Below are 8,946 nucleotides of genomic sequence, written 5' to 3' on the forward strand. Positions count from 1 at the left end.
ACCACTAATCACTAGTCACTAATCACTGTTCATCCGACACTATTTATCGCGGGTCAGCCCGCAGAAGGAACCAAGATGAACCAGGAAGTCCTGAACATCTTCAACGCGGTCCCGGTCACTCCGACCTTCGACCAGATCAAGATCGCCCTCGCCAGCCCGGAGAAGATCCGGTCGTGGTCGTTCGGCGAGATCAAGAAGCCCGAGACCATCAACTACCGCACGTTCAAGCCCGAGCGTGACGGCCTGTTCTGCGCCCGTATCTTTGGCCCGACCAAGGACTACGAATGCCTGTGCGGCAAGTACAAGCGCATGAAATACAAGGGCATTATCTGCGAGAAATGCGGCGTTGAGGTCACCCTGGCCCGCGTTCGCCGCGAGCGGATGGGTCACATCGAACTGGCGTCCCCGGTCGCCCACATCTGGTTCCTGAAGTCGCTGCCGTCGCGCATCTCGCTGATGCTGGACATGGCCCTGAAGGACGTCGAGCGCGTCCTCTATTTCGAGAACTACATCGTCACCGAGCCGGGCCTGACCCCGCTGAAGCAGAACCAGCTGCTGACGGAAGACGAATTCTACCGCTACCAGGACGAGTTCGGCGATGACGGCTTCACCGCCGAGATCGGCGCCGAGGCCGTGCGCAACCTGCTGATCGGCATCGACCTGCACGCCGAGGCTGAAAAGCACCGCGGCGAACTGGCCGACAGCCCCTCGGAGATGAAGGCCAAGAAGGCCTCCAAGCGCCTGAAGCTGATCGAGGCCTTCCTCGAGAGCGGCAACAAGCCTGAGTGGATGATCCTGACGGTCGTGCCGGTGATCCCGCCGGAACTGCGCCCGCTGGTGCCGCTGGACGGTGGTCGTTTCGCGACCTCCGACCTGAACGACCTGTACCGCCGCGTGATCAACCGCAACAACCGCCTGAAGCGGCTGATCGAGCTGCGCGCGCCGGACATCATCATCCGCAACGAAAAGCGGATGCTGCAGGAATCGGTCGACGCCCTGTTCGACAACGGCCGTCGCGGCCGGGTGATCACGGGTGCCAACAAGCGTCCGCTGAAGTCGCTGGCCGACATGCTGAAGGGCAAGCAGGGCCGCTTCCGCCAGAACCTTCTGGGCAAGCGCGTCGACTATTCGGGCCGTTCGGTCATCACCGTGGGTCCCGAGCTGAAGCTGCACGAGTGCGGCCTGCCCAAGAAGATGGCGCTCGAGCTGTTCAAGCCGTTCATCTATGCGCGCCTTGACGCCAAAGGCCTGTCGGGCACCGTCAAACAGTCCAAGCGCATGGTCGAGCGCGAGCAGCCGCAGGTGTGGGATATCCTCGACGAGGTCATCCGCGAGCACCCGGTCCTGCTGAACCGCGCGCCGACCCTGCACCGTCTGGGCATCCAGGCGTTCGAGCCGAAGCTGATCGAGGGCAAGGCCATCCGCCTGCACCCGCTGGTCTGTACGGCGTTCAACGCCGACTTCGACGGCGACCAGATGGCCGTCCACGTCCCGCTGAGCCTCGAGGCCCAGCTGGAAGCGCGCGTCCTGATGATGTCGACGAACAACATCCTGTCGCCCGCCAACGGCAAGCCGATCATCGTGCCGTCGCAGGACATCGTCCTGGGCCTGTACTACCTGTCGCTGATCAAGGACGGCGAGAAGGGCGAGGGCAAGCTGTTCGCCAATATGGGCGAGATCGACGCGGCGCTCGATGCCGGTGTCGTGTCCCTGCACACGAAGATCAAGGCCCGCTGGACCGAGATGAACGCCGCCGGCGAAGTCATCACCAAGGTCATCGACACGACCCCGGGCCGGATGAAGCTGGGCGCGCTGCTGCCGCAAAATGCGAACATCGGCTACCGCCTGCTTGAGAAGAACCTGACCAAGAAGGAAATCGGCAACCTGATCGATCAGGTCTATCGCCACTGCGGTCAGAAGGCGACGGTCATCTTCGCCGACCAGATGATGCAGCTCGGCTTCCGTGAAGCCGCCAAGGCGGGCATCTCCTTCGGCAAGGACGACATCGTCATCCCGGCCGCCAAGGCCACCCTGGTCGCCGACACCCGGACCCAGGTCGAGGAGTACGAACAGCAGTACGCCGACGGCCTGATCACCAAGGGCGAGAAATACAACAAGGTCGTCGACGCCTGGGCCAAGGCCACGGACAAGATCGCCGATGCGATGATGGGCGAGATCGCGCAGCCGCGCGTTCTGGCCAAGGGTCAGGCCCCGGACATCAACTCGGTGTTCATGATGGCCAACTCGGGCGCCCGTGGTTCGCAGGCGCAGATGAAGCAGCTGGGCGGCATGCGGGGCCTGATGGCCAAGCCGTCGGGCGAGATCATCGAGACGCCGATCATCTCGAACTTCAAGGAAGGCCTGACCGTTCTTGAATACTTCAACTCCACCCACGGCGCCCGCAAGGGTCTGGCCGACACCGCGCTGAAGACCGCCAACTCCGGCTATCTGACGCGTCGTCTGGTCGACGTGGCGCAGGACTCGATCGTCACCGAGGACGATTGCGGCTCGACGCGGGGCATCACCCTGCGCGCCGTGGTCGAAGGCGGTGACGTGCTGGTCTCGCTGGGCCAGCGGGTTCTGGGTCGCTATGCGGCCGAGGACATCAAGGAGCCGGGCGGCGACAAGGTCCTGTTCCCGGCGGACACCTATCTGCAGGAAGAAGAGGTCGAGGTCATCGACGAGGCCGGCGTCCAGTCGGTCAAGGTCCGCTCGGCCCTGACCTGCGAGGCGGAAGCCGGCATCTGCGCCTATTGCTACGGGCGTGACCTGGCGCGCGGCACCAACGTCAACATCGGCGAAGCGGTGGGCGTCATCGCCGCCCAGTCGATCGGCGAACCCGGCACCCAGCTGACGATGCGGACCTTCCACATCGGCGGTACGGCCCAGGTGGCGGAAACCTCCTTCTATGAGGCGACCAACCCCGGCATCGCCAAGATCACCGGCCCGACCGTCAAGGCGGCGCACGGCGATCTGGTGGCCATGAGCCGCAACGTCGTCGTCACCATCGTGGTCGACGGCAAGGACCGCGAAAGCCACAAGATCCCCTACGGTGCCCGTCTGCGGGTGGTCGAGGGATCCGAGGTCAAGCGCAGCCAGCGTCTGGCGGAGTGGGACCCCTATACCTCTCCGATCCTGACGGAAGTCGGCGGCGCGATCCGGTTCGAGGACCTGGTCGAGGGCCTGTCGGTCCGCGAGGAAACCGACGAAGCGACGGGCATCGCCCAGCGCGTCGTCAGCGACTGGCGTGCCAGCCCGCGCGGGGCCGACCTGCGGCCGGCCATGGGTGTCACCTCCGGCGACGCCTATGCCAAACTGGCCTCGGGCTCTGACGCCCGTTACCTGCTGCCGGTGGGCGCGGTTCTGTCCGTGAACAACGGCGACGTGGTCAAGCCGGGCGAGATCATCGCCCGCGTCCCGACCGAGGGTGCCAAGACGCGCGACATCACCGGCGGTCTGCCGCGGGTGGCCGAACTGTTCGAAGCCCGTCGTCCCAAGGACTGCGCGGTCATCGCCGAGATGGACGGCCGGGTCGAATTCGGACGCGACTACAAGAACAAGCGCCGCATCAAGATCACCCCGGAGGTCAATGCCGACGGTGAACAGGCTGAAGCGGTCGAATTCCTGATCCCCAAGGGCAAGCACATCTCCGTCCACGACGGCGATCTGATCAACAAGGGCGACTACATCATCGACGGCAACCCGGATCCGCACGACCTGCTGCGCATCCAGGGCGTCGAGGCCCTGGCCGAGTATCTCGTGAACGAGGTGCAGGAGGTCTATCGCCTGCAGGGCGTGCCGATCAACGACAAGCACATCGAGGTGATCGTTCGCCAGATGCTGCAGAAGGTCGAGATCCTCGACTCGGGCGAAACCACCCTGATCCGTGGCGACACGGTCGAGGTGGCGGAAGCCGCGCTCGAGAACGCCAAGGTCGAGAAGCGTGGGGGCCGGATCGCCACCACCCAGCCGGTCCTGCTGGGCATCACCAAGGCGTCGCTGCAGACCCGCAGCTTCATCTCGGCGGCGTCCTTCCAGGAGACCACCCGCGTCCTCACCGACGCCTCGGTCAACGGCAAGGTCGATACGCTGGAAGGCCTGAAGGAGAACGTCATCGTCGGCCGTCTGATCCCGGCCGGTACGGGTGCCTATCTCCGCGCCCTGCAGAAGATCGCCAACGAGCGTGACGCTGAACTGACCTCGACCCGCGAAGCCGCCATCGAGCCGCTTCCGGCCGATCTGGCACTGGAGCTGGAGAGCAGCGAAGGCTGATTGACAGGTTCAGGACTGAAATGAAGAGGGCGGCTCCAGCGATGGGGCCGCCCTTTTTGTCCGGGGTGTTATCGGCCTTCCCCCGCTCGCGGGGGAAGTGTCGCGTCGTCTCGCGTAGCGAGGCCAGCGACGATGGGGGCGCTATCAAACCTCCCTCTCCGGCCCTGGATCGGCTGCGCCGATCGACGGGCCACCTCTCCCGCGGGCGGGAGAGGGCACGCGCGGCCCTACCGCGGCCCCTCGCGGCCGTAGGTCCGGATGTTCTCCGTCGAGTCCGGGCGCAGCGAGGGGTCCATGAGGCCCCCTGCGACCCCCATACCGAAATTGGAGCCGGGGCCGTCCCGGGGGCCGACATTGCCGGTACCGCCGGCCAGCGGGCGGCGACGGCGGTCATAGTCGGCCAGGCGGCGGGCACCCTCGGCCGCGAAGGGGCTGCCCGCCGTGTCGTCTATGGGGGCGGCTGCGGCGGCACGCTGGCCGAAGCGATCGTCACAGATGGCGCGTTCGGCGGCGCTCAGCAGGCCCGGGGAGGTACAGCCGGGTCCGCGCGTGCGCAGACCGCGCCCGACGCGGTCTCCCATGGTTTCGGGGCGTACGGCCCAGCCCTCGATACCCGGCGGCGGCGCGGGCGCGCCGGGGGCCGGGGCGCCGATGCGCGGCGCGGGCGGGGCAGGGCTGTCCTCATCATCCGGATTGCGGAATGGCCGGTCCGGATCGGCCGTGGGCGAGCCGGGCAGGGCCGGGGCGTTGGTGACCTGCGGCGGTTCTGGCACCGCGCGGACGCGGGCGACCTCGCCGGGCAGGAGCGGGCGGGGTGTGATCTCGACATAGATGACGGGATCCGGGTCTGCGACCAGACCGGAGAGCGTCAGCCCCATGGAGCGCAGGCCGAGGTATGAGAAGAGGGTCACATGCCCGAGGACGGACACGGCCACGATCGCCGGCTTGCGCCACCGCTCCGCAAGGGCGGGCCATATCCACGCCGGCCCCCGAGATTGTGATCCTCCCGCCATGAGCACAGAGGAGGGGGCGAGCGTGGCTGTATTGCGGCCTGAGGTGGCCGATACGGCGGCAACCCCAACTTCGCCGCCGCCCTTGACCTTCAGCCCCCCCACGCGTAGAAGCCGCCCACTTTCGAGGTTCCCGGTCCGCCGGGTTCCGGGAACGTGACAATTGAGCGGACGGGCTGTGCCCGCCGGAACGCCCGAAGCGCGCGTTCCGGTTTTTCTGTTTGGATGACGCGCTGCCGGCTCGAAACCAAACCCGGGGCGGCGCATCGGCGTCGTCCGAAAAGAAGGCTCATGAGGCGCTCCGGCCGAAAGGCACACGCCTCCATCGATTGAAAGAGACGAGTTTCGAATGCCGACTATCAACCAGCTGATCCGCAAGCCGCGCCAACCCAAGCCGGTCCGTAACAAGGTCCCGGCCCTGAAGGGCTGCCCGCAGCGCCGCGGCGTCTGCACCCGCGTCTATACGACGACCCCGAAGAAGCCGAACTCGGCGCTTCGCAAGGTCGCCAAGGTGCGTCTGACGACCGGCATCGAAGCCGTGTGCTACATCCCCGGCGAGGGCCACAATCTGCAGGAGCACTCGGTGGTTCTGATCCGCGGCGGCCGCGTGAAAGACCTTCCCGGCGTTCGCTACCACATCCTGCGCGGCGTGCTGGACACGCAAGGCGTCAAGGACCGCAAGCAGCGCCGTTCGCACTACGGCGCCAAGCGTCCGAAGTAAGCGATCCGCCCATTCCATTCGCCGACTCCTGTCGGCCGTCCGACACTGCTTTAGAAGGCCAAGCCCATGTCCCGTCGCCACCGCGCCCAGAAACGCGAAGTCCTGCCGGATCCCAAATACAAGGATCTGATCGTCACCAAGTTCATGAACTACGTCATGTACGAGGGCAAAAAGGCCGTCGCCGAGAACATCGTCTATGGCGCGTTCGAGATCCTGGCCGACAAGAAGAAGGAACAGGAGCCCGTCGCCACCTTCCACGCCGCTCTGGACAATGTGGCTCCGGCCGTCGAGGTCCGGTCGCGTCGCGTCGGCGGTGCCACCTATCAGGTGCCGGTCGAGGTTCGCCCCGATCGCCGTCGCGCCCTGGCGATCCGCTGGCTGGTCAATGCCGCGCGCAAGCGGGGTGAGAACACCATGACGGAAAAGCTGGCCGCCGAGCTGCTGGACGCCTCGAACAACCGCGGTACCGCGGTCAAGAAGCGCGAAGACACCCACAAGATGGCCGAGGCGAACCGCGCCTTCAGCCACTACCGCTGGTAACGTCTTCAAACCGCCACGGGCGGTGACTATCTACAGGGTATGCGGCGCGGGCGGTTTGAGCTAAATCGCCCGCGCCCGTTTATCCGAACATCGACGATCTCCCCGAGGGCGCACATTGCGTCCTGAACTCACTTCAAGGCACGCTTTCATGTCCCGCACGCACAAGATCGAGGACTACCGCAACTTCGGCATCATGGCCCACATCGACGCGGGCAAGACGACGACGACCGAGCGGATCCTTTATTACACCGGCAAGAACCATAAGATCGGCGAAGTCCACGACGGCGCTGCGACCATGGACTGGATGGACCAGGAGCAGGAGCGCGGCATCACGATCACGTCGGCCGCGACGACCGCTTTCTGGAAAGAGAAGCGCCTCAACATCATCGACACCCCCGGCCACGTGGACTTCACCATTGAAGTCGAGCGTTCGCTACGCGTGCTTGACGGTGCCGTGACGGTTCTGGACGGCAACGCCGGCGTTGAGCCGCAGACCGAAACCGTCTGGCGCCAGGCCGACAAATACCGCGTGCCGCGGATCGTGTTCGTCAACAAGATGGACAAGATCGGCGCTGACTTCGATGCCTCGGTGCAGTCGATCCGCGACCGTCTCGGCGCCAAGGCCGTGCCGATCCAGTTCCCGATCGGTTCGGAATCCTCGCTGTCGGGCCTGGTCGACGTCGTCGCCATGAATTCGGTGGTCTGGGACAACGACGCCCTGGGCGCCAATTTCACCGTCGGCCCGATCCCGGCCGATCTGATGGACAAGGCCGTCGCCGCTCGCCAGTACCTGATCGACAATGCCGTCGAACTCGATGACGAGGCGATGGAAGCCTATCTGGACGGCACCGAGCCCTCGCTCGAAGTCCTGAAGAAATGCATCCGCAAGGCCGTGCTGACCGGTGCCTTCTATCCGATCCTGTGCGGCTCGGCCTTCAAGAACAAGGGCGTGCAGACGCTGCTGGACGCCGTGGTCGACTATCTGCCGTCGCCGCTGGACATCCCGCCGACCCCGGGCATCGACTTCAAGACGGAAGAGCCGGTGACGCGTCGCGCCTCGGACGACGAGCCGCTGTCGGTCCTGGCGTTCAAGATCATGGACGACCCCTTCGTCGGTTCGCTGACCTTCTGCCGCATCTATTCCGGCAAGATGGAAACCGGCATGGGCCTGCTGAACTCCAGCCGTGACCGCAAGGAACGCGTCGGCCGCATGCTGCTGATGCACTCCAACGACCGTCAGGACATCAAGGAAGCCTATGCCGGCGACATCGTCGCCCTGGCCGGGCTGAAGGACACCCGCACGGGCGACACCCTGTGCGATCCCCTGAAGTCGCCCGTCATCCTCGAGAAGATGGAATTCCCGGCGCCGGTGATCGAGATCTCGGTCGAGCCCAAGACCAAGGCCGACCAGGAGAAGCTGGGCGTCGCCCTGGCCAAGCTGGCCTCGGAAGATCCCTCCTTCACCGTCTCGACCGACCATGAGTCGGGCCAGACCATCCTCAAGGGGATGGGTGAACTGCACCTGGACATCAAGATCGACATCCTGCGCCGCACCTACAAGGTCGACGCCACGATCGGCCAGCCGCAGGTCGCCTACCGTGAATCGCTCGGCCGCAAGGTCGACATCGACTACACGCACAAGAAGCAGACCGGTGGTACGGGCCAGTTCGCCCGCGTCATGATCACCTTCGAGCCCGGCGAACCCGGCTCGGGCTTCGTGTTCGAGAACTCGATCGTCGGCGGTGCCGTGCCGAAGGAATACATCCCGGGCGTCCAGAAGGGCCTCGAGTCCATCAAGGACGGCGGTCTGCTGGCCGGCTTCCCGCTGATCGACTTCAAGGCGACGCTGACGGACGGCAAGTTCCACGACGTCGACTCCAGCGTGCTGGCGTTCGAAATCGCGGCCCGCGCCGCCTTCCGCGAACTGAAGGACAAGGGTCAGCCCAAGCTGCTCGAGCCGATCATGGCGGTCGAGGTCGTGACCCCCGAGGACTACCTCGGTTCGGTCATCGGCGACCTGAACGGCCGTCGCGGCATGATCCAGGGTCAGGACATGCGCGGCAACGCCACCGTCGTGAACGCCTTCGTGCCGCTGGCCAACATGTTCGGCTATGTGAACACCCTGCGGGGCATGTCGCAGGGCCGCGCTGCCTTCACCATGCAGTACGACCACTATGAGCCGGTGCCGCAACACGTCGCCGACGAAGTGATCAAGAAATATTCCGCCTAACTAACCCCTGAAATTTTGGATTAAGCCCCCTGTTCAGGGGACGGAGAGAAGAGAATGGCCAAGGAAAAGTTCGAACGTAACAAGCCGCACTGCAACATCGGCACGATTGGTCACGTTGACCACGGCAAGACGACGCTGACGGCGGCGATCACGATGACGCTGGCGAAGGCCGG

Annotated in this window: 6 protein-coding genes; 5 read left to right on the top strand and 1 reads right to left on the bottom strand. The window is 65.2% G+C overall.

All coding sequences use genetic code 11. From position 1 onward, the window contains the following. Positions 1–75: 75 nt before the first annotated feature. Complete coding sequence (rpoC, locus tag Q0053_RS06635) at positions 76–4,272, top strand: DNA-directed RNA polymerase subunit beta' (protein ID WP_298097734.1); 4,197 nt, start codon at positions 76–78, stop codon at positions 4,270–4,272. Between the two features lie 227 nt (positions 4,273–4,499). Here rpoC and Q0053_RS06640 read toward each other — a convergent pair whose 3' ends face one another. After that, positions 4,500–5,207: a hypothetical protein gene (locus Q0053_RS06640; RefSeq protein WP_298097737.1), complete on the bottom strand. Its 708-nt coding sequence runs from the start codon at positions 5,205–5,207 to the stop codon at positions 4,500–4,502. A gap of 424 nt (positions 5,208–5,631) precedes the next feature. On the opposite strand from Q0053_RS06640, the gene rpsL reads away from it, so the two are divergent. The 4 genes from rpsL to Q0053_RS06660 all read left to right on the top strand — a co-directional run. After that, positions 5,632–6,003 carry a 30S ribosomal protein S12 gene (gene rpsL / locus Q0053_RS06645; RefSeq protein ID WP_055832311.1) on the top strand — a complete coding sequence of 124 codons (372 nt, stop codon included), beginning with the start codon at positions 5,632–5,634 and terminating at the stop codon, positions 6,001–6,003. A gap of 66 nt (positions 6,004–6,069) precedes the next feature. Beyond that, positions 6,070–6,543, top strand: coding sequence for a 30S ribosomal protein S7 (gene rpsG / locus Q0053_RS06650; protein WP_055832312.1), 474 nt, complete (start codon positions 6,070–6,072; stop codon positions 6,541–6,543). Between the two features lie 148 nt (positions 6,544–6,691). Beyond that, the gene (gene fusA, locus Q0053_RS06655; protein ID WP_298097739.1) at positions 6,692–8,773 is read left to right on the top strand and encodes an elongation factor G; all 2,082 of its coding nucleotides are present in this window, start codon (positions 6,692–6,694) and stop codon (positions 8,771–8,773) included. Positions 8,774–8,827: 54 nt separating this feature from the next. Continuing rightward, a partial coding sequence (locus Q0053_RS06660; protein ID WP_293345763.1) for a GTP-binding protein occupies positions 8,828–8,946 on the top strand: 119 nt, incomplete at its 3' end.

Source organism: Brevundimonas sp. (genome assembly GCF_027487935.1).
In the GTDB taxonomy this organism is placed as follows: Bacteria; Pseudomonadota; Alphaproteobacteria; order Caulobacterales; family Caulobacteraceae; genus Brevundimonas.

Excerpts from the sequence above, each read along its gene's own strand:
- rpoC (WP_298097734.1), top strand. The coding sequence starts at position 76 with ATGAACCAGGAAGTCCTGAACATCTTCAACGCGGTCCCGGTCACTCCG.
- rpsL (WP_055832311.1), top strand. The coding sequence starts at position 5,632 with ATGCCGACTATCAACCAGCTGATCCGCAAGCCGCGCCAACCCAAGCCG.
- rpsG (WP_055832312.1), top strand. The coding sequence starts at position 6,070 with ATGTCCCGTCGCCACCGCGCCCAGAAACGCGAAGTCCTGCCGGATCCC.
- fusA (WP_298097739.1), top strand. The coding sequence starts at position 6,692 with ATGTCCCGCACGCACAAGATCGAGGACTACCGCAACTTCGGCATCATG.